Below are 19,371 nucleotides of genomic sequence, written 5' to 3' on the forward strand. Positions count from 1 at the left end.
GGCAGTCGGCGCGGGACTACTGCCCTGCCTCGATCTGCCGCAGTACTTCTTCGGGGCTCGGTGGCGCCGGAGCGTTGGGCGTCGGTTTGGCGGCCAGCGCCGCATCGACGTCTACCGCCTGCTTCTGCCGAACACCTTCCAGCCGGGCAATTTCGGAGGAATAACTGCTCGAAGTCGCGGCCGATGTGCGCTGGCTGGCTTGCGCATTGAGACGCGCCTGCTGCGCACGGACCTCCGCGTCGGTCAGTTGCTGTGCCGCCGTGCCGGGATAAGCGCCGAGCAGCGGAAAGCCGTCCTTGTCGACCTGCTGCGAGGAGGCAACCGACGCCGCCGCCGCGGACCGCAGGGCGGCCAGCGATGGGTCCTCCTCATCCGGGAAGATCGACTGGCATGCGGCGGCTGGCAAAAGCACCGCAATGACCGCAAGCGGCCGAAGAACTGAGAGCGTCATCATTGCAGGTCGGTAGCAGGCCTTCTGGAAACGGCACGATGTGTCATATCCTACAGGAACGGCATTTACAAAACGACAGCAAGCGATTGTCGATGATCGAAGCCGCGGTCACAATGTACCGGTGAGACGCAATGCAAGGCGGCTCAGACTGGACGCCACCGGTCGCATTGATAGGGAGGAGCGTACGATGACAAGCAAGCGAGCGAACGAACTCGGCGGCATCGATAAGGCCGGCACCGGTGAGGAATATGTGGTGAAGGACCCACAGGCCTTCGCCCTCAACATGGCGCGGGTGCTGGAGCAATTGGGCAAGGCCGCAGCGGCCTGGGTGGAGCCCCGAGAAAAGGGCGAACTCGACACCGGCCCGGTTTCTATGGGCGAGATGGTCCAGACGCTTTCGAAAGTCTCGGAATATTGGCTGACCGATCCCAGCCGTGCGATCGAGGCGCAGACAAGCCTGTTCACCGGCTACATGAACGTCTGGAACAATTCCATTCGCCGCATGTCCGGTGAGACGTCGCTAGGCTCCGTTGAGCCGCAGGCCGGCGACAAGCGCTTTGCCGATAAGGAATGGAACAGCCATCTGTTCTTCGACTTCGTCAAGCAGGCCTATCTCCTGACCGCGCAATGGGCCGACGATCTGGTGGAAAAGACCGAGGGGCTCGATCCGCATACGCGCCACAAGGCCGCGTTCTACATGAAGCAGGTGTCAAACGCGCTGTCGCCGACCAATTTCATCGCCACCAATCCCGAGCTCTACAGGGAAACAATCGCCTCCAACGGGGAAAACCTGGTGCGCGGCATGAGGATGTTCGCCGAGGACATGGCGGCCGGTGGCGGTAATCTGCGTCTACGGCAGTCGGACTATTCCACCTTCGAGGTTGGCCGCGACATGGCGCTGACGCCGGGCAAGGTCGTGGCTCAGAATGACGTCTGTCAGATCATCCAATATGGGCCGCAGACCGAGACGGTCTTCAAGCGTCCGATTCTGATCGTGCCGCCATGGATCAACAAGTTCTACATTCTCGATCTCAATCCGGAAAAATCCTTCATCAAATGGCTGGTCGAGCAAGGCCATACCGTCTTCGTCATTTCCTGGGTCAACCCGAACGACAAGCAGGCGGAGAAAGGCTGGAAGGATTACATCCAGGAGGGCATCGTCTTCGGCCTCGACACAGCCGAAACCGCCACCGGCGTCGGTGAGGTCAACACGATCGGCTATTGCGTCGGTGGTACGCTTCTGGCGGCGGCGCTGGCCTATCTGAAAGCCAGCGGTGATGAGCGCATCACCAGTGCAACGTTCCTGACGACGCAGGTTGACTTCACCCACGCCGGCGACCTGAAAGTGTTCGTCGACGACGCCCAGCTACAGACGCTGGAACGCACGATGGGCAAGAAGGGCTATCTCGAAGGCTCGCAGATGGCCACGGCGTTCAATCTGCTGCGGTCCGGCGATCTGATCTGGCCGTATTTCGTCAACAACTACCTCCGCGGCAAGGAGCCGATGCCGTTTGACCTGCTCTACTGGAATGCCGACTCGACCCGGATGCCGAAAGCGAACCACCTGTTCTACCTACGCAATTGCTATCTGGAGAACCGGCTGTCGCGCGGCACGATGGAGATCGACGGCAAACGGCTCGATCTGTCGACGGTCGATATCCCGATCTACAATCTGGCGACCAAGGAGGATCACATCGCGCCGGCCCGCAGCGTCTTCGTCGGCAGCCGCGCCTTTGGTTCGGATGTCACCTACGTCCTGTCCGGATCCGGCCATATCGCCGGCGTCGTCAACCCGCCCGTCAAGAAGAAATATCAGTATTGGACCGGGCCGACGCCGAAAGAGGCGACCAGCTACGAGGACTGGCTCCTGGCCGCGGCGGAAACGCCTGGTTCCTGGTGGCCGCACTGGCAGGAATGGATCGCCGACAAGGCTGGCAATCGCGTCAAGGCCCGCAAGCCAGGGGGGCGCAAGCTGAAACCGATCGAGGACGCGCCGGGCAGCTATGTGAAGGCGACGGCGTAGCAGCCAGACGGGGACAGACGCCTTGACGCGGTCCTCCGACCGCCGCTATCGGCCCCGGATGGTCGCCTTCCCCTCTCCGCTCATGCCGGCGCGGCTTTTGCGCCGCTACAAGCGCTTCCTCGCCGACGTCATCATCGACGGCGAGAGTGATCCCGTCACCGTCCACTGCCCGAACCCCGGCGCAATGCTGGGGCTGAAGGCGGAAGGATCGCGGGTCTGGCTGTCGCGCTCGGCCAATCCGGCCCGCAAACTTCCCCTGACGCTGGAGATCATCGAGGCGGACGGAGCCCTCGTCGGTATCAACACAGCCTTGCCGAACCGTCTCGCCGAAGAGGCGATCGCGTCGGGTCTCGTGCCGCGGCTTGAAGCATTTGGAGCGGCGCGGCGCGAGGTGAAATACGGTCGCAATTCCCGCGTCGACCTGCTCTATACCGACCCGGTCGGACAGCCGGTTTATGTCGAGGTCAAGAACGTCCATCTGATGCGCCAGCCGGGTCTCGCCGAATTTCCCGATTGCGTGACGACGCGCGGCGCCAAGCATCTGGTCGAACTCGGCGACCGCGTCGCGGCCGGCGAGCGGGCGATCGTGCTTTACGTGGTGCAACGGGCGGACTGCGACCGCGTAGCCTTCGCCGCCGATCTTGATCCGGGCTACGCCGCCGCATTCGCCGTGGCCCGCGCGCGAGGGGTTGAAGCCCATGCCGTTCGATGCGACATCAGCATAACAGCCATCCGTCCCGTGACCGCCATTCCGATCGTCGACACCGCGCCCCGACCATGACCACTTATCTCGAAGCCGAACCGAGCCCGACCCGCAATACCGGCGCCATCCGCCTCTACGACGCCGCGGCGTTCGAGGGGATGCGGCGGGCCTGCCAGCTCACCGCACGCTGTCTCGACGGCCTTGCGGCCATCGTTGAGCCGGGCGTGACCACCGAGACGATCGACCGCTATGTCGTGGACTTCGCGCTGGCCAACGACGCCTTTCCCGCGACGCTGAACTATCGCGGTTACGGCAAGAGCGTCTGCACCTCGATCAACCATGTGGTCTGCCACGGCATTCCCAACGACAAGCCGCTGAAGGAAGGCGACATCGTCAATATCGACGTGACGTTCATTCACGACGGGTACCACGGCGATTCCTCGCGCATGTACCCGGTCGGCCGCGTCAAGCGCGCCGCCGAGCGGTTGTGCGGCATCACCTATCGTTCGCTGCTGCTCGGCATCGAGGCCGTACGTCCGGGCGGTCATACCGGCGATATCGGCGAGGCGATCCAGGCCTATGCCGAATCCGAGCGTTGCTCGGTCGTGCGCGATTTCTGCGGTCACGGCGTCGGCAAGCTGTTCCACGACGCGCCGAACATCCTGCACTATGGCCGGCGGGGCGAAGGACCGGAAATGCGCCCCGGCATGGTTTTCACCATCGAGCCGATGATCAATATCGGCCGGCCGCATGTGAAGATCCTCTCCGATGGCTGGACGGCGGTCACCCGCGACCGCTCGCTGTCGGCCCAGTACGAACATACGGTCGGCGTGACCGAGACCGGTTGCGAGGTCTTCACCCTGTCGCCCGCCGGGCTCGACACGCCGGGACTGACGGTCGAGCCCCTCGCCGGCGCGGCGGAATAACCGCCGGCGATGACGCATTCCGGCTCCGACGACGAACCGGATTTTCCCGGCCTTGGCGAGGCTCCTTCACCGCAAACGCCGGCTGGCGCCGGCCACGCAAGACCTGCAGCCAAACACCATGACGGCCACCGTGATCGCCTGCGCGAGCGCTTCGGCGACGCCGGCCCCACCGCGCTGGCCGATTACGAACTGCTGGAACTGATCCTCTTCCGCACCATCCCCCGGCGTGACGTCAAGCCGATCGCCAAGGCGCTGATCGCCCGGTTCGGTTCGCTGGCGGAGGTGCTCAACGCACCGCCGCGCCGGCTGATGGAGGTACCGGGGGTCAAGGACGCCGTGGCGCTCGACATCGCCATCGTCGCGGCGGTCAACCAGCGGGCGATGCGCTCGGCGGTGAAAAGCCGCGAGGTGCTGTCGTCCTGGGCGGCGGTTCTCGACTATTGCAAGGCGGCGATGGCCTACGAAACGCGGGAACAATTCCGCATCCTGTTCCTCGACCGGAAGAACGCCCTGATCGCCGACGAAGTGCAGGGCACGGGCACCGTCGACCATACGCCGGTCTATCCGCGCGAGGTGGTCAAGCGGGCGCTCGAATTGTCGGCGACCGCGATCATCCTCGTCCACAACCATCCGTCCGGCGATCCGACGCCGTCACGCGCCGACATCGACATGACCCGCACCATCGTCGAGACGGCGAAACCCTTGGGTATTTCCGTGCATGACCACATCATCATCGGCAAGGCCGGGCATGCCAGCCTCAAGGGCCTGCGGCTGATCTAAACGCGGCCTTGGAGCATCGGACCGAAAAGTGGAACCCGGTTTTCGGATTGTTCCGATGCTCAATCAAAGTGTTAGAGCGTCCTTTGTGCGTCCGAACAGACGCACGGCGCTCTAATGCAGATAGCCGCCATCCTTCACCAACCGCAGTTCGCGCGGCTTGATCAGGCCCGCATGCATGATCCGCACCGAGTGGATCGCCGCCTCGATCTCGCGTTCCCAATGGTCGAGGAATCGCCGCAGCCGGGGATATTCCGGTGCCAGATCCTCGAACTGCCAGGCGAAGCTCTGCAGGAAGCTCGGGTGGTCCGGCATCCGGTACAGAACCTCCGCCGTGGTCAGACCATAACCCCGCAGCATCCGTGCGAATTGCGGATCGACGGTCTTGATGGTCATCGGCGCACCTCTTGGCTGCGCCGGCCGGGCATCGGCCGGCAGGAGAAATGCTGCGACCTAAGAGTTAACGATGTGTTACCGGGCGCCGAAGTTCAAGCGCGTACAGTGCCTTCCGCGTCACAGGACTCGTCACTTTCCCGGGATTGTTCACCTCGGCCGCGGGGCACCGACGCCAATCAGAGCGTACGAGCCTCAGAACACACCGGGAAACGCGCCGCCGTCGATCAGGAGGCTCTGGCCGGTGATGTAGCCCGAATGCGCGGAGCACAGGAACGCGCAGGCCTTTCCGAACTCGTCCGGTTCGCCGAAGCGCCCTGCCGGAATGCCGGCGGCCCGGTCGATGCGTATATCGTCGAGACTGCGGTTCTCGCGCTTTTGCGCCGCCGCGAAGTTGGAGCGCAGGCGGTCGGTGTCGAAGGCGCCTGGCAGCAGACAATTGATCGTGACGTTCTGGCCGGCGACGGTGCGGGCGACACCGGCCAGAAAGCCGGTCAGCCCGGCGCGCGCACCGCTGGACAGGTCGAGGCCCGGGATCGGCCCCTTGACCGAACTGGAGGTGATGTTGACGATTCGGCCGAAGCGGCGCTCGACCATGCCGTCGATGACACCCTGCACCATCTCGATGGGCGTGATCATGTTGCCGGTGAGACCCGCCACGAGATCGTCGCGCTCAAGCGCGCGAAAATCGCGGAGCGGCGGGCCGCCATTGTTGTTGACCAGGATGTCGACCTGCGGCACCGCGCCGACGAGCCGAGCCTGGCCTTCCGGTGTCGCCACATCCGCGACGACGGGAATGATTTTGGCGCCGGTCTCCCGTGAGATAGCCTCGGCCGTCGCATTCAGCACCGCCTCGTCACGGCCGTTGAGCACAACCGTGCAGCCGGCCCGCGCAAGCTCGGTGGCGCAGCCCCGGCCAAGTCCCCGGCTCGACGCGCAGACGACCGCGTATTTCCCTGTCAGTCCCAGATCCATGTCGTACTCCCTCCAGCCCTCAGCCGTCTACCGGCATGAGCCATTCTCGATTCTTGGCCAATCACTTAGCCGGCTTTGATGATTCACTTTGCCAGCCATCTACGTGATCGTTTTGCGAAATGGTCCCGCCGGCGGCGCGCACCGCTTCCTGGGTATCGACGTCGACACTCGCGGCAGCGCCGATCTCCACCTCGACCACGGCGTCGGGATGGTCGGCGATCACACCTTGCGCCCCGACATCTCCTGAAAGCGCCATGATTTCGGGGCGATATACCGTCGACACCACGACCGGGTTGCGCCGCCGACCGCGATCGAAAGCGGCCGCGATCGACCCGGCGCCGGACGGCACGAAGGCCGCGATGAGCCGGTCGAGATCCACCGAGGTCAGGAACGGCTGGTCGGCCAGCATGACAAGGACGCCGTCGGCTCCGGGCGAGGCCGCGAACCCGGCCTTGAGCGAGGTCGAGAGCCCGTCGGCGAAGGCGGGGTTCTCGACGATGCCGATATCGAGGCCGTCCAAAGCGGCGACGATCTCGCCCCGCATATGCCCGACGACCACACGCACATGCCCGGCGCTTTTCGTCGCCAGCGCGGTCTCGGCCGAGCGCCGGATCAGCGGGACACCCTCGAAGGTCGACAGCAACTTGTTCGGCCCGCCCATGCGGCTCGATCGGCCGGCGGCGAGAATGACGATATCGACGACCGGCTCCTCTGCAGCGCTGTCCGCCTCTCGCGGCTGCGGTCGCGAGGCGATCTCCATCAAGAGCCCGCCGACGCCCATCTTCCGAATGTCGTCACCGGTCACCGGGAGATCGGCCAGCAATCGGTCGAGCACCCAGTCGAAGCCGTTTTCCTTGGGACTGCGCGCGCAGCCGGGCGCCCCGAGCGCCGGCCGTCCGTCCAAAGTGCCGAGTAGCAAGAGATTGCCGGGGTCCACCGGCATGCCGAGATGGTCAATCCGGCCGCCCGCCGTGGCGATTGCAGCCGGGATAACGTCGCCACCGTCGATTACAGCCGAGGCACCGAAAATCAGCGTCAGATCCGCCGTCTCGCGCCGCCGCAGGGCATCGGTCAGGGCACTTACCTCATGGGCGCAGCGGATCTCACCGACGATGGTCGAGTGGGAGGCCGACAGCCGTGTTTCGGTGACGGCTCGGGTCTTGTCGAGAACGCTCGGCTTGACGCCAGGAAGTTCCGTCTGGATCAGCACGACGCGCTTCGGCGAAAACGGCGCGAGCCGAAGCACGGCATTGCGCGAACAGAGCCGCACGGCCGCCTCTACCGCCGCGCCGGAAACGGCAAGCGGGATGATCTTCACCGTCGCCACCATCCGCCCGGCCTCGACGGGGGCGTATTCGCCGAGCGTCGCGAGGGTCACGCCGGGGTCGATGGCGTTGAGCGCGTCGATGGCGGCGCGATCCGGCAGGAACACTCCCGCTGTTTCCGCAAAGAGATTGACCCGGCCAGTTCCGGCCTCGCCCGCTCGAATTCCCGCCCCACCAAGCGCGGCGCCGATCGCCGCAGCCGCCTGGTCCTCGGTCAGGTCGCCTGGTTCGAGACGCGCGGCCGTGACAACGCCGACACCTGCGTTGCGAAGCGCGGCAATGTCCGCCTCCGAGAGCCGTGCGCCCTTCTTCAGCCGGCGTTTGCCGAGCTTTTGGGCGTGCGCCAGAATCGTCCCCTCCGCCTCCGCGATCGGTATCTCCCCGAAAATCATGCCGCCTCGGTCTCGCCCCGACGCTCGGCAAACATCTTGCGCTTGCGGAACGCTTCGATGACCGACGCAAGAACCGCAACGGCGATCTCGCCGGGCGTCGCCGCGCCGATATCGGCGCCGATCGGCGCTTCGATACGGTTCATCGTCTGGGCGGAAATCCCGGCTTCGGTCAGTCGCTCGACCCGCCGCGCATGGGTCTTCCGGCTGCCCAGCGCGCCGATATAGAAGCACCCGGCCTCGAGCGCCTCGATCAGCGGATAGTCGTCGATCTTCGGATCGTGGGTGATGACGCAAAGCGCCGTATAGGCGTCCAGCGGCCGGGCCTTCAGCACCGCCTCGGGCCATTCGGCGACAAGCGCGACATCCGGAAAGCGCTCCTTCGTGGCAAAGGCCGTTCGCGGATCGACGACCTCGACATCATATCCGGCGAGCTTCGCCATCGGCCCCAGCGCCTGGCTGATATGAACCGCGCCGACGACCACCAAGCGGGGCGGCGGCAGATGAGCGTTGAGGAAGACCTCGCCGTGATCGGCCTGGACGATCCCGGATTTGCCGGAGCGGATCACCCGCCCGATCGGCTCGGCCAGCGGATCGCCCGCAACCTCGGCCTCACGCACGAGCCGCTGGACCCCATTCGCCAGATCGGTGACGACGACCGCCGCCCGGCGCGCGGCGCGCTCGACGTTCAAGTCGGCCAGAAGCGCGCGGTTCATCAGTTCACCCGTTCGACATAGACGCGGATACGCCCGCCGCAGGACAGGCCGACCCGCCACGCGGTTTCGTCGGCCACCCCGAATTCCAGCATGCGCGGCGCGCCGGCCTCGATCACGTCGACCGCCTCGGTGACCACCGCGCCTTCGACGCAACCGCCGGAGACCGAGCCCTCGAAATTGCCGTCGGCATCGATGACCAGCTGGCTGCCGGTCGGCCGGGGCGCCGAGCCCCAGGTTTCAACGACGGTGGCGAGCGCGAGGCTCCGCCCCTCGCCGGCCCACGCCTCGGCGGTCTTCAAGACATCGAACTCATGCATCGTCTGGGACATGATCTGACCCTCCTCAAAGGCGCGGCACACGATATCGCCGCAGCCGACCCGGCACCAGCGTCGGCAGAGCCTGCCCTTACGCCGCCATCGCACGATCGGCGGCGTCCATCCACCAGCGCGGATCGGTCTCCCGGCCCCCGCCACCTGACAACGCCTCGCAGAGCGCGCTCATCGCCTCCAGCGAATGCACCGAGCGGAACTCGTCCACATGCGGCAGCATGGCGCGGACTCCCTTGGCGCGGGCGGAAAATCCGTCGAAGCGCAACAGCGGGTTCAGCCAGATCAGCCGCCTGCAGGATTTATGCAGCCGCTCCATCTGTTTCGAGAGCTCGTCGACCGAATCGCGCTCCAGCCCGTCGGTGATCAGGATCACTACCGCGCCCTGGGTCAGCACCCGGCGCGACCAGGTCAGGTTGAAGCTCGACAACGCCTCGCCGATGCGGGTTCCGCCGGACCAGTCCTTCACCGCGCCGGCACAGCCGGCGAGCGCCTCGTCGGGATCCTTGTGGCGCATCTGCCGGGTGACGTTGGTCAGCCGCGTGCCGAACAAAAACGTATGCACCCGGCGCCGTCTCTCGGTCAGGGCATGGATGAAATGGAGAAAGACGCGCGTGTACTGGCTCATCGAGCCGGAAATGTCGGCGAGCACCACCAGCGGCGGGTGAATCTCGCGGCGCGAACGGAATTTCGGCAAGACGAGATCGCCGCCGGTCCGCATCGAGGCCCGCATCATCGCCCTCGGGTCGATTCGATCGCCGCGCGGATCGGGGCGAAACCGACGGGTCGCGATCCAGTCCGCTGGCAGGCGCAGCGCGGCGATGGCCTGCTTGGCCTCCTCGATCTCGCGCGCCGACATCTGGGCGAAATCCTTCTGGCGAAGCACCTCGTTGCCGGACACCGTAAGACTGGCGTCGATCTCGATCTCCGGCCGTTCCTGCTTGGTGATCCGGTCCCGGGCGCCTTCGAACATCGCTTCGGCGGCGCGGTCCTCGCCGGCCCGCTTCTTTTCCCGCTCCGATTGGCGTGGCGGCGCCTTCGGCGAGAACATGGCGATCATCTTCTCGATCAGTTCGCGCGAGCGCCAGAACAGCCGGAACGCTTCCGCGAACACCGCGTCGTCCTCATGGCGGGTGATCAGCACCGCGTGCAGTGTCCAGTAGAAATCGTCGCGGCTGGTCAGCCCCGCCGCCTTGACCGCCGCGATCGCATCGAGTGTCGCCGCTGGACCGACCTTCACGCCAGCCTTGCGCAGCGCCCGGGCGAAATAGGCGATGTTGTCCGCGAGCTTGCCGTCTGGATCGGCCGCCACTTTCGGCGGATCGGCGACGGCGCTCATGGGGCCCTGGCCAGTTCGCGCTTCACCTCAGCGAGAATCTCCCGGCTCTCGCCCCGCTCCATGCGCTGGATATCGTCATGATACTTCAAGAGCACCCCCAGCGTATCGGAGACATGCGCGGGGTCCAGCGCCACGGCGTTGAGTTCGGTCAAGGCGTTCGCCCAGTCGATGGTTTCGGCGACACCCGGCGCCTTGAACAAATCGATCTTTCTGAGCCTTTGCACAAAGGCAACGAGTTCGGCCGCGAGCTCGGCATTGGCCTTTGGTGCCTTACGGAGCACGATCTGAAGTTCGCGGTCCGAGGCGGGATAATCGACCCAATGATAGAGACAGCGCCGCTTCAGCGCGTCATGGATCTCGCGCGTGCGATTGGTGGTGATGATCACGATCGGCGGCTCGGCGGCGCGGACGGTGCCGAGTTCCGGGATGGTGACCTGATTGTCGGAGAGGATTTCCAAAAGAAACGCCTCGAACGCCTCGTCGGTGCGATCGAGCTCGTCGATCAGCAGCACCGGCGCGTATCCTGGCTCGCCTTCGAGCGCCTGCAGGATCGGCCGGCGGATCAGGAAGCGCTCCGAAAAGATGTCGGACCGCATCGCGTCCTTGGACGTATCGCCCGAGGCCTCACGCAGCCGGATTTCGATCATCTGCGCGGCGTAGTTCCATTCGTAGAGCGCCGAGGAGACGTCGAGCCCCTCATAGCACTGCAAGCGAATCAGCGGCCGGCCCAGCGCCGCGGCCAGCACCTTGGCGATCTCGGTCTTGCCGACGCCGGCCTCGCCTTCCAGAAACAGCGGCCGCCCCATCTTGAGCGACAGAAACAGGACGGTCGCCAGCGCCCGGTCGGCGACGTAGTTCTGACCGTCGAGCAATTCTTCGGTCTCGTCGATCGACGCCGGCAGTTTCGATGTCACGGATGCCCTTCCCCTGAAACGCTGCGAGGCCTGTAGCCTAGAGGCTGCGATAGGTCCGGTCGAGATAGACCAACGACGGCGATTTCGATCCGGTCCGGATCGCCACGACCTCGCCGATCAGCACGCGGTGCGTGGCGACGATCTTGGCTTCCAAAATCCGGCAGTCGAACCCTGCAAGCGAACCCACCAGCAAAGGCGCGCCGGTTTGCAGCACTTCCCATTCGCCCTTGGCGAAGCGCGCGTCCGACTCGAGCTGCCCTTCCCCGGCGAAGGCGCGGGCGATCGCCTCGCTATCTTGCGCCAGCAGATTGACGGCGAAATTGCCGTTGTTTTCAAACCGATCGTTGGCAGGGCTCGATGTATTGAGACAGACGAGCAGCGTCGCCGGCTCGTCGGATACCGAGCACGCGGACGAGACCGTCACGCCCCTGCGCCCGGCCGGTCCGTCCGTCGTCACCAGGTGGACCGCCGAAGCGAACCGGCTCATCGCGTCGCGAAAGCTGTCGCGGTCGATCGTCGATGTCGTCAGCAAACCATATTCCATTCATTGCGCCCGGGTCCCGAGCCGTTCGCGTCAAACATAGGGCGGGGATGGCGGATTCGCACGGGGTCTCGTCGCAATCCATCGCAGGCCCTGTCGAAATAGGCTTTCCCGATTATGGCCGTACCGCGTGAACCGACATCGCGATACCGTCGTCATGACGGCCCGGTTCTATCTCGCCAACGTCCGGGCGCTCGACTAGACTCGCGGGCATGATGCGTCCCTATCTTACCCACCTCCGGTTTTTCGCCGCCTTCGGCCTGATGGTGTTCTCACTCCTGCCGGCACAGGCCCAGGGCACCGGCGAGCCGATCACGCTCGGGGTCGCAGCCCCGCTGTCCGACAGCGTCGGGATACTTGGCCGGCAGCTCGCGGCCGGTGCGCGTGTCGCGGTTACGAAACTCGGCGATGGCCAGAGGGTCGCGGTCGTGGAGGCCGACACCAAATGTTCCGCCGATGGCGGCAAGCAGGCGGCCGAAAGCTTCGTCGCCATGAATGTCACCATCGTCGTCGGCTTCCTGTGCGCCGACGCCATCGAGGCGGCGCTTCCAATCCTTGCGGAGGCAGGCATCCCGACCCTCGACGTGGGTGTGCGGGCCAATCGTCTCACCGACCGGCGCGAGCGGACCGGCTTTCTCGTCTGGCGCGTTGCACCGCGTTCCGACAAGGAGGCCGCCGCCGCCGCGAACTATCTGGCGGGGCGCTGGAAAGCACAGCCTTTCGGCCTCCTGGAGGACGGCTCGATCGCCGCGCGGGCGCTAACCGATTCGGTCCGCCGACTGCTCGCCGACCAGGGCATGAAGCCACAGACGATCGACAATTACCGGCCGGCGGAAGAAAAGCAGTTCGGCCTGATAAGGCGCCTGGAGCGCACCGGGGTCAGCCGATTCTTCATCGCGGGAGACCGGCCGGACATCGCGACCATCGCCCGCGACGCGACCGAAATCGGGCTTGCCCTCGACATTGTCGGCGGCGAAGCGCTGTTCGACGAGGCCAGCAAGGACGTTCCGCTGCCGGATGGCATCGTCGCGGTCGCGCCGCGGTCCCACTTCCCGGAACTTCAAGATGGTGCTCCGGACAAAGGCCCGATGGACGGACCACAAGGCTATTTTGGCCCCGCTTTCGCGGCAACGCAGATCGCCGTCGCCGCCGCCGGCCAGAATCGGGAAACCGGTTGGCCGATCGCCGACATTCTGGGCAGCGAGACCTTCTCGACGGCGCTCGGCGCAATCCGTTTCGATGCCAAGGGCGATTCCGACCTCGACCTCTATCGTGTTTTCGAATGGCGCGGTAACGGCTTCGTCGACGAGACCGGGGGCTAAGGACATGAGCGCATGGCGGCCTGGCACTCGCAATCTCCTCAGCGACGTCGCCGGGGTCAGGGTCGGGCACGCCGGCGACGAACGGCTGAAAAGCGGCACGACCGTCGTCGTGCTCGACGCACCATCAATCGCTTCCGTGGCTATTACGGGCGGCGCGCCGGGAACGCGGGAAACTGATCTGTTGGCGCCGGAGAACACCGTTACGGCGGTCGACGCGCTGGTGCTATCGGGCGGGTCCGCCTTCGGGCTCGACGCTGCATCCGGCGCCCAGGCATGGCTCGCCGAGCATGGACGCGGTTTTGCCGTCGGCGAGGTGCGCGTGCCGATTGTACCGGCGGCGATCCTGTTCGATCTCGCCAATGGCGGGACCAAGGATTGGGGCCGCTATCCCCCCTATCGCGAGTTCGGCTACGACGCGGCGTGCTCGGCGGCGGCCGATTTTCCGATCGGCACAGTCGGCGCCGGCATCGGCTGCACCACGGCGACGGTGAAGGGCGGCCTCGGCTCGGCGTCGACGTTGCTCTCGAACGGCATGACGGTCGCGGCGCTGGTCGCGGTCAATGCCGCCGGCTCGGCGACGATCGGCGCGGGTCGCTGGTTCTGGGCCGCGCCCTTCGATCTGGGCGGAGAGTTCGGCGGCCTCGGCCTGCCGCATCCGTTTCCGCTGGATGCGACAGATCCACGAACCAAACTCGACGCACGGGTGGGCGCCAACACGACGATCGGAATCATCGCCACCGACGCCGTGCTCGACAAGCCCGCTGCCAAGCGACTCGCCATCGCCGGTCAGGACGGGTTCGCCAAGGCGATCTGGCCATCGCACACCGATTTTGACGGCGATCTTGTCTTCGCGCTGGCGACGGGCAGCAGCGGGACCGTGCCGGAGGCGAGCGACCGTGTGGAACTCGCCGCAGCGGCTGCGGCGACCGTGGCCCGCGCCGTCGCCCGCGGTATTTACGCGGCAGTGGCGACGCCGACCGATCGGCTACCAACTTGGAAGGATAAGGCGTGATGTTTCGATCTCTCACCCGCTCTGCCGCGCTTTCGGCTGCGCTTCTCGCCGTCCCGGCGACCGCCGGGAATTTCGCGACACTCGAACCGCTCGGGTTCTCCGAGGACGGCAACGTCTTTGCCTTCGAGCAATCCGGCCTCCAGGACGGCTCCGGCTTTCCCTATGCGGAGATCTTCTTTCTCGATCTCGCCGAGGACCGCTTTCTGCCCCCCTCCCCCGTCCGCATCCGGATCGAGGATGACGGCGCCGACATCGCGGATGCCAGAGAGCGCGCTCGCGAGGCAGCGCAGGCTCTGTTCGCGGCCCATGATCCCGAGGCGCAACCTGGCTTGCTCGTCGTCGCCAATCCGCCAACCGAATTGTCGGCCGACCCGTACCGCGCCCGCTTCCTGCCCCGTCCCATCGAGCCGACGCCCCACAGGCCGGTGGAACTTCGGCTGGAGCCGATCCCGCTCAGCGGCGGCAAAGCCTGCGAAGTCTTCGGCACGTCCTACGGCTATCGGCTCGTTCATATCGCCACCGAGCCGGGCGACTCGGCCTCGCTGATTCACGAGGACACAGCGATTCCGGAAAGCCGGGGCTGCCCGCTCGACTATCGTCTGACCGAAATCCGCGTCTACAAGCGGCCGACCGGCGGCTTTTCGGCGGTGGCAATCATCGGGGTCAAATCCGTCGGCTTCGAGGGACCGGACCTGCGCTACATCGCCAATCCCGTTCCCATGGACTGACGAGCGATCGCTTCGGCAAACGTTGAGGCGCGGCAAAGGCTCTGTTAGACGGCAGCCGTCCTTCCCAATCGTCTAGCTGAAAGAATCCGCACCATGATCCCCCGCTATTCCCGCCCCGAGATGGTCGACGTCTGGTCGCAGGAGACGAAATACCGGATCTGGTTCGAGATCGAGGCCCATGCCTGCGACGCCCTCGCCGAGCTCGGCGTCATTCCCGAAAGCGCGGCGAAGACGATCTGGGAAAAGGGCAATGCCGCGACGTTCGACGTCGAGCGGATCGACGCGATCGAGCGTGAGACGAAGCACGACGTCATCGCCTTCCTGACGCATCTTGCGGAAATTGTCGGCCCGGACGCCCGCTTCGTCCACCAGGGCATGACCTCCTCGGACGTCCTCGACACCTGCTTCAACGTGCAGCTGACCAAGGCCTCCGACCTGCTCGTGGCCGATCTCGACGGGCTGCTCGCCGCGCTCGAACGCCGCGCCTTCGAGCACCGTGACACGGTCACGATCGGGCGCTCCCACGGCATCCACGCCGAGCCGACGACCTTCGGCGTCAAGCTCGCCCTCGCCTATGCCGAGTTCCAGCGTTGCCGGGAGCGCCTTGTCGCGGCCCGTGCCGAAATCGCCACATGCGCGATCTCCGGCGCTGTCGGCACGTTCGCCAACATCGATCCGCGCGTCGAGGAGCACGTCGCCAAGGCGATGGGGTTGAGTGCGGAGCCCGTGTCGACGCAAGTCATCCCCCGCGACCGGCACGCGATGTTCTTCGCCACGCTCGGCGTCATCGCCTCATCGGTCGAGCGCCTCGCCACCGAAGTCCGCCATCTGCAACGCACCGAGGTGCTGGAAGCGGAAGAATATTTCTCGCCGGGCCAGAAGGGCTCGTCGGCGATGCCCCACAAGCGCAATCCGGTGCTGACGGAAAACCTCACAGGCCTCGCCCGCATGGTGCGCTCCTACGCGCTGCCGGCGATGGAGAACGTCGCGCTCTGGCACGAGCGCGACATTTCCCATTCCTCGGTCGAGCGGATGATTGGGCCGGATGCGACTGTGACGCTCGACTTCGCGCTGGTGCGCCTCACCGGCGTCATCGACAAGCTGCTCGTCTACCCTGAACGGATGCTGGCCAATCTCAACAAGTTCAAAGGCCTCGTCCATTCGCAGCGGGTGCTGCTGGCGCTGACCCAAGCCGGCGTTTCCCGCGAGGATTCCTACCGGCTGGTGCAGCGCAACGCGATGCGCGTGTGGGAAGAGGACAAGGACTTCCTGACGGAACTCCTCGCCGACAAGGAAGTGACGGCCGCACTGCCGGAAGCCGAGATTCGCGAAAAGTTCGACCTCGGCTATCATACCAAGCATGTCGGCACGATCTTCGAGCGGGTTTTCGGCCACGCCGGTTGAATTCCGCGCCTGCGATCGTCGCTGCACCGATGCGCCCGGCCTGATCGAGACGAGCTCGGATCGGACGGGCGCTGGAATGGAGGACATCGATATGCCTCAGACGTCGGATCGATCCGCAACCAATAGCCGCCGGCACATGATCTGGATCGCGATCGCCGTGGTGGCGCTGGCGTTTCTGGTTTATTTCTTCTTCTTCACCACGACGCCGGATCGGGCGATCTTGACGGAGGACGAATTGTCGCCTGCGACGGTCGCCGAGGAGCCGGCCACGTAGCGGTGAGACGTCGGCGCGACTATCATCTGTTCTTCCAGATCACAGGGTGCGAGGATCGAAAACCGGTGCCCTGACGGCTTGACTTGCGCGGCTCGCATTCGCATGTCCCGCCGATGCGCATTGCCGAAGCCGATATCCTCATCCTGCCCGGTTACAAGGGCTCTCCCGACGACCACTGGCAGACCCGTTGGGAGCGACGGCTTTCGACGGCGCGGCGTGTACCGCAGGCCGAATGGTCGAAGCCGGTCCGCGACGACTGGATGGCGGCAGTGGCGGATGCTGTAAACAGCTCCGCCCGGCCGGTCGTCCTGGTCGCCCATTCGCTCGGCGTCGCCGCCGCCGTGCAGGCGATCCCGCGTTTTGAGCGGCCGGTGTCCGGCGCGTTCTTCGTCGCGCCGCCCGACGTAGAGAATGATGGAATCCGGCCGAAGCATCTGCGGACCTTCGGTCCCTACCCGCGCGATCCGCTGCCGTTTCCCAGCGTCGTCGTCGCCAGCCGCAACGACATGTTCTCGTCCTTCGAGGCCGCCGAGGACATCGCCGGTGCCTGGGGATCGCTATTCATCGATGCCGGCGAGGCTGGCCATCTGAACGCCGAGAGCGGCCATGGCCCTTGGCCCGAAGGCCTGCTCACCTTCGGCAAGTTCATGACCGGACTACGCGTGCCGGCCTGACCGGCCGCATTCAGCCGCGTACGGCATCGGCGAGCGCCCGCGCTCCCGCGGTGATCACGGCCTGGTCGGAGCCGACACACACCATCCGATAGCCGTACTCCCGGTAACGCCTGGCGTCATCAGGCGTTGCGGCATAGATCGTGGCGATCTTGCCGGCTGCCGAACTCGCCTCCGCGATCCGTTTGATGGCCGCCTCGGCTTGCGCGCCGCGCGGATGGAGCGTCCCGTCGCGGGACAATGCTATCGACAGATCGGAGGGGCCGACGAAGACGCCGTCGAGTCCCTCGACCGCCAGGATCGCGTCGAGATTGTCGACCGACGCACCGGTCTCGATCATGGCGAAGGCCAGCGTCTCGTTGCGGGCGTCAGAGACGTAGTCGGCGCGATCGACGTAGCCATGCAGTTCGCCGGCACGCGTCGGACCATAAGACCGCTGACCGAGCGGGGGATATTTCGCCACCGCCACGAAGGCGGCGGCGTCATCGGCGGTTTCGATCATCGGCATCATCACGGCCGAGGCACCGAAATCGAGAACCCGCGCCGCAAGCGCCCGGTCCTCGATCGGCAAGCGCACCAGCGCGGGCTTGCCAAGCAGAACCGCGCGTTCGATACCGGCACGCAGGCTGGCCGTATCATGTAAACCGTGCTGGACGTCGAAGGTCACGGCATCGAAATCGGCGCGCAGAAACGCTTCATGGACGACAGGATCGGTCAGTCCGAGCCAGGCGGAGACGACGAAGCCGCCTTCGCCCAGTTGATCACGCAGTCTGGGGAGCGCCATCAGGCGCTACGGATCTGGGTTTCGGCTTCCGCCAGAAACTCCGCCATGTGCTTGCGAATCTGATGTTCGGACTGTTCGACGCCGGCGGCGACAAAGTCGTCACGAATCTTGTGGACCACATCGTCGTCGCCGGGCAACAGGAAGTCGACCTTGATAACCTCTTGCGCATAGGCGTTCGCATCGTCGCCGCTCTTGCCAAGCTTTTCGGCGGCCCAAAGGCCGATCAACTTGTTGCGGCGCGCTTCGATCCGGAACCGCAATTCCTGGTCGTGGGCATAGCGGGACTCGAAATCGCGCTCGCGATCGTTCAGGGACATAATGTTCCTCCTTGATTAGAATCGGCCGTCCGATCGATTGGCCTTTCCACTGACATACGGTCCGGCGCGGCGATTTTGAAGCGCCATTTCGCTTCCAGCTTTGTCATCGGGCCTTGATTTGCGACGCTTGCGGCACGACTTGCGCCAAAGCAATTGCCGAAACGATTGTTAAGGCGGGCCGTTTGGTCTATTCAGCCGCACCATCGTCAGCCGTCTTCGCACCGTGGCCAGGGCCGGTGCCCCCATCACGATAGAGTTCCATGATGACACGTCGCCGCCGTATCTACGAAGGCAAGGGCAAAATCCTCTATGAGGGCCCCGAGCCGGGCACCCTGGTGCAATTCTTCAAGGACGACGCCACCGCGTTCAACAAGAAGAAGCATGAGATCGTCGACGGCAAGGGCGTTCTCAACAACCGCATCTCGGAATACATTTTCTCGCATCTGAACAAGATGGGAATTCCGACCCACTTCATCCGCCGACTCAACATGCGCGAGCAGCTGATCAAGGAGGTCGAGATCATTCCGCTCGAGGTGGTGGTGCGCAACATCGCCGCCGGCTCGCTGGCCAAGCGCCTCGGCATCGAGGAGGGGACCGTGCTACCCCGCTCGATCATCGAATTCTATTACAAGGCCGACGCGCTCGACGATCCGATCGTTTCCGAAGAGCACATCACCGCCTTCGGCTGGGCGAGCCCCCAGGAGATCGACGACATCATGGCCCTGGCGATCCGGGTCAATGATTTCCTCTCCGGCCTGTTCCTCGGTGTCGGCATCCAGCTCGTCGACTTCAAGATCGAGACGGGCCGGCTGTTCGAGGGCGACATGATGCGGATCATCGTCGCCGACGAGATTTCTCCCGATTCCTGCCGGCTGTGGGACGTCCAGACGCAGGACAAGCTCGACAAGGATCGCTTCCGCCAGGATATGGGCGGTCTCGTCGAGGCATATCAGGAGGTCGCGCGCCGGCTCGGGATCATGAACGAAAACGAGCCGCCCCGCCCCTCCGGGCCGGTGTTGGTCAAGTAAGGCGGCGCAGAGCCTCCAAGCAGCCGGCACCGG

The 19,371-nt window shown here is 65.2% G+C and carries 22 protein-coding genes; 11 read left to right on the forward strand and 11 right to left on the reverse strand.

The genetic code is table 11. The annotated features are described in order from the left end of the window. Positions 1–16: 16 nt before the first annotated feature. Positions 17–451 carry a hypothetical protein gene (locus tag ING15_RS08720; protein WP_206454415.1) on the reverse strand — a complete coding sequence of 145 codons (435 nt, stop codon included), beginning with the start codon at positions 449–451 and terminating at the stop codon, positions 17–19. Between the two features lie 187 nt (positions 452–638). Here ING15_RS08720 and phaC point away from each other — a divergent pair, with 187 nt between their 5' ends. Genes phaC through radC form a run of 4 tightly spaced genes read left to right on the forward strand, consistent with a single transcriptional unit; the run spans position 639 to position 4,883 of the window. After that, positions 639–2,474 (forward strand): class I poly(R)-hydroxyalkanoic acid synthase, encoded by a 1,836-nt coding sequence (gene phaC, locus ING15_RS08725; RefSeq protein ID WP_206454416.1) that lies wholly within the window; start codon positions 639–641, stop codon positions 2,472–2,474. Positions 2,475–2,532: 58 nt separating this feature from the next. Then, the gene (gene sfsA, locus ING15_RS08730; RefSeq protein ID WP_206454579.1) at positions 2,533–3,255 is read left to right on the forward strand and encodes a DNA/RNA nuclease SfsA; all 723 of its coding nucleotides are present in this window, start codon (positions 2,533–2,535) and stop codon (positions 3,253–3,255) included. Beyond that, positions 3,252–4,103 carry a type I methionyl aminopeptidase gene (gene map / locus ING15_RS08735; RefSeq protein WP_206454417.1) on the forward strand — a complete coding sequence of 284 codons (852 nt, stop codon included), beginning with the start codon at positions 3,252–3,254 and terminating at the stop codon, positions 4,101–4,103. The genes sfsA and map overlap by 4 nt, the downstream gene beginning before the upstream one ends. A gap of 9 nt (positions 4,104–4,112) precedes the next feature. After that, positions 4,113–4,883, forward strand: coding sequence for a RadC family protein (gene radC, locus ING15_RS08740; protein ID WP_206454418.1), 771 nt, complete (start codon positions 4,113–4,115; stop codon positions 4,881–4,883). Positions 4,884–4,994: 111 nt separating this feature from the next. Here radC and ING15_RS08745 read toward each other — a convergent pair whose 3' ends face one another. From ING15_RS08745 to ING15_RS08780, 8 genes are all read right to left on the reverse strand, one after another. Continuing rightward, positions 4,995–5,276 (reverse strand): usg protein, encoded by a 282-nt coding sequence (locus ING15_RS08745; RefSeq protein WP_206454419.1) that lies wholly within the window; start codon positions 5,274–5,276, stop codon positions 4,995–4,997. A 192-nt stretch (positions 5,277–5,468) separates the two neighbouring features. Next, positions 5,469–6,248, reverse strand: coding sequence for an SDR family oxidoreductase (locus ING15_RS08750; protein ID WP_206454420.1), 780 nt, complete (start codon positions 6,246–6,248; stop codon positions 5,469–5,471). Positions 6,249–6,309: 61 nt separating this feature from the next. Next, complete coding sequence (locus ING15_RS08755; RefSeq protein WP_206454421.1) at positions 6,310–7,965, reverse strand: NTP transferase domain-containing protein; 1,656 nt, start codon at positions 7,963–7,965, stop codon at positions 6,310–6,312. Beyond that, positions 7,962–8,678 carry an XdhC family protein gene (locus ING15_RS08760; protein WP_206454422.1) on the reverse strand — a complete coding sequence of 239 codons (717 nt, stop codon included), beginning with the start codon at positions 8,676–8,678 and terminating at the stop codon, positions 7,962–7,964. The genes ING15_RS08755 and ING15_RS08760 overlap by 4 nt, the downstream gene beginning before the upstream one ends. Further along, positions 8,678–9,007 carry an XdhC family protein gene (locus ING15_RS08765; protein ID WP_206454423.1) on the reverse strand — a complete coding sequence of 110 codons (330 nt, stop codon included), beginning with the start codon at positions 9,005–9,007 and terminating at the stop codon, positions 8,678–8,680. The genes ING15_RS08760 and ING15_RS08765 overlap by 1 nt, the downstream gene beginning before the upstream one ends. A 76-nt stretch (positions 9,008–9,083) precedes the next feature. Then, entirely contained in the window at positions 9,084–10,343 is a 1,260-nt protein-coding gene (locus ING15_RS08770) for a vWA domain-containing protein (RefSeq protein WP_206454424.1), read from the reverse strand. Then, positions 10,340–11,257 (reverse strand): AAA family ATPase, encoded by a 918-nt coding sequence (locus ING15_RS08775; protein WP_206454425.1) that lies wholly within the window; start codon positions 11,255–11,257, stop codon positions 10,340–10,342. Before ING15_RS08775 ends, ING15_RS08770 begins: the two co-directional genes overlap by 4 nt. 37 nt (positions 11,258–11,294) lie before the next feature. After that, a complete protein-coding gene (locus ING15_RS08780; RefSeq protein ID WP_232845657.1) occupies positions 11,295–11,801 on the reverse strand; it encodes a flavin reductase in 507 nt (168 codons plus the stop codon). Positions 11,802–12,010: 209 nt separating this feature from the next. Between ING15_RS08780 and ING15_RS08785 the strand changes: the two genes are divergently transcribed. The 6 genes from ING15_RS08785 (at position 12,011) to ING15_RS08810 (ending at position 17,212) form a co-directional block, all read left to right on the forward strand. Continuing rightward, positions 12,011–13,120: an ABC transporter substrate-binding protein gene (locus ING15_RS08785; RefSeq protein ID WP_206454426.1), complete on the forward strand. Its 1,110-nt coding sequence runs from the start codon at positions 12,011–12,013 to the stop codon at positions 13,118–13,120. 4 nt (positions 13,121–13,124) lie between these two features. After that, complete coding sequence (locus tag ING15_RS08790; RefSeq protein WP_206454427.1) at positions 13,125–14,132, forward strand: P1 family peptidase; 1,008 nt, start codon at positions 13,125–13,127, stop codon at positions 14,130–14,132. Then, positions 14,132–14,860: a DUF2259 domain-containing protein gene (locus ING15_RS08795; RefSeq protein ID WP_206454428.1), complete on the forward strand. Its 729-nt coding sequence runs from the start codon at positions 14,132–14,134 to the stop codon at positions 14,858–14,860. The genes ING15_RS08790 and ING15_RS08795 overlap by 1 nt, the downstream gene beginning before the upstream one ends. 93 nt (positions 14,861–14,953) lie before the next feature. Next, positions 14,954–16,264, forward strand: coding sequence for an adenylosuccinate lyase (gene purB, locus ING15_RS08800; protein ID WP_206454429.1), 1,311 nt, complete (start codon positions 14,954–14,956; stop codon positions 16,262–16,264). A gap of 91 nt (positions 16,265–16,355) precedes the next feature. Next, positions 16,356–16,538 carry a hypothetical protein gene (locus tag ING15_RS08805; protein WP_206454430.1) on the forward strand — a complete coding sequence of 61 codons (183 nt, stop codon included), beginning with the start codon at positions 16,356–16,358 and terminating at the stop codon, positions 16,536–16,538. A gap of 113 nt (positions 16,539–16,651) precedes the next feature. Then, the gene (locus tag ING15_RS08810; protein WP_206454431.1) at positions 16,652–17,212 is read left to right on the forward strand and encodes an RBBP9/YdeN family alpha/beta hydrolase; all 561 of its coding nucleotides are present in this window, start codon (positions 16,652–16,654) and stop codon (positions 17,210–17,212) included. Between the two features lie 10 nt (positions 17,213–17,222). Here ING15_RS08810 and ING15_RS08815 read toward each other — a convergent pair whose 3' ends face one another. Together ING15_RS08815 and ING15_RS08820 are read right to left on the reverse strand one after the other, a co-directional pair. Further along, on the reverse strand, positions 17,223–17,993 hold the full coding sequence (locus ING15_RS08815; RefSeq protein WP_206454432.1) for an HpcH/HpaI aldolase family protein: 771 nt from the start codon (positions 17,991–17,993) through the stop codon (positions 17,223–17,225). After that, positions 17,993–18,313: a DUF1476 domain-containing protein gene (locus ING15_RS08820; RefSeq protein ID WP_206454581.1), complete on the reverse strand. Its 321-nt coding sequence runs from the start codon at positions 18,311–18,313 to the stop codon at positions 17,993–17,995. Before ING15_RS08820 ends, ING15_RS08815 begins: the two co-directional genes overlap by 1 nt. Before the next feature lie 260 nt (positions 18,314–18,573). Between ING15_RS08820 and purC the strand changes: the two genes are divergently transcribed. Continuing rightward, positions 18,574–19,338 (forward strand): phosphoribosylaminoimidazolesuccinocarboxamide synthase, encoded by a 765-nt coding sequence (purC, locus tag ING15_RS08825; RefSeq protein WP_206454582.1) that lies wholly within the window; start codon positions 18,574–18,576, stop codon positions 19,336–19,338. Positions 19,339–19,371: the final 33 nt, after the last annotated feature.

It is taken from the genome of Aurantimonas marina (assembly GCF_017183135.1).
Taxonomy (GTDB): Bacteria; Pseudomonadota; Alphaproteobacteria; order Rhizobiales; family Rhizobiaceae; genus Aurantimonas; species Aurantimonas marina.